Origin of the sequence: Nitrosomonas halophila (genome assembly GCF_900107165.1) — a bacterium.
Lineage (GTDB): Bacteria > Pseudomonadota > Gammaproteobacteria > Burkholderiales > Nitrosomonadaceae > Nitrosomonas > Nitrosomonas halophila.
In genome coordinates this window covers 1-1,135 of sequence record NZ_FNOY01000151.1, presented here as the reverse complement: position 1 = coordinate 1,135, position 1,135 = coordinate 1, and the positions used below count along the sequence as shown (strand labels likewise).

At 51.5% G+C, this 1,135-nt stretch carries 2 protein-coding genes; both read left to right on the top strand.

From position 1 onward, the window contains the following. On the top strand, positions 1–435 hold a 435-nt coding region (locus BLV85_RS14760; RefSeq protein WP_176974070.1), incomplete at its 5' end, for a helix-turn-helix domain-containing protein. Next, positions 425–1,135: a transposase gene (locus tag BLV85_RS14755; RefSeq protein WP_218132868.1), complete on the top strand. Its 711-nt coding sequence runs from the start codon at positions 425–427 to the stop codon at positions 1,133–1,135. The genes BLV85_RS14760 and BLV85_RS14755, both read left to right, overlap by 11 nt.

Genomic DNA, 1,135 nt, shown 5'->3' with positions numbered 1-1,135 from the left:
ATACAACGTGTCCGCATTGTGTTGTCAGCCAACGCAAGATGTAACAACAAGACGATTAGCCAAGACACCGGCTTGTGTGAAGACACGGTCGGCTTTTGGCGGAAACGTTGGTTAGAGGGCTGTGCCGACTTGGAAAAGCTGGCAGGCAAGCCAAAATTATTGCGTGAGGCCGTCGGTCAATTGTTAGCAGACAAACCTCGTCCCGGTAGTCCCGGCCTCTTTACGGCGGAACAAATCTGCCGACTATTGGCGGTGGCCTGTGAAACACCACCCGAGCATCTCAGTCACTGGACGCGGGCAGAACTGGCTCGTACCGTGGTAGAGCGGGGTGTTGTGGATCGCATATCAGCCAGCAGTGTCGGACGTTTTTTAAAATCAGGGGGATTTAAAACCCCACCGGATCAAATATTGGCTGAACCACGAAGTGGAGGATGAAGCGACTTTTCGGCAAGAAGTCAGAACCGTATGCAAACTTTATCACCAAGCACAGGAACTGCACGAAGCCGGTGTACATGTGGTCAGCGTTGACGAAAAAACCGGCATCCAGGCACTGGAGCGAATACACCCCGACCATGCGATGTCATCAGGTAAGCCGGAATTGCACGAATTCGAGTACGTCCGACATGGGACGCAAACGCTGATAGCCAATTTTGAGGTGGCCACCGGCAAAGTCGTCAGTCCCACTATTGGAGATACCCGGACAGAAGAGGACTTTGTTGCCCATATCCGTGCCACCGTGTCTAGCGACCCTGACGCAAAATGGGTGTTTATTGCAGACCAGCTCAATACCCATAAATCGGCCTCGCTGGTGGAATGCGTGGCGGAACTCTGTGGCGTAAAAACCGCACTGGGTGAGAAAGGCAAATCCGGTGTCCTGCTCAATATGGCCTCCCGTGCAGAGTTCTTGCAAGACACCGGGCATCGCATCCGTTTTGTTTATACCCCAAAACATTGCTCATGGCTCAACCAAGTCGAAATCTGGTTCGGCATCCTAAGTCGTCGGCTTCTCAAGCGGGGGAGTTTTGCTTCAACTGAAATTTTGAATCAGCGTATCCTGGCTTTTATTGAGTTCTTCAATGAAACCTTGGCAAAGTCGTTTCGCTGGACTTATATTGGCAAACCTTTGCTCGTATAG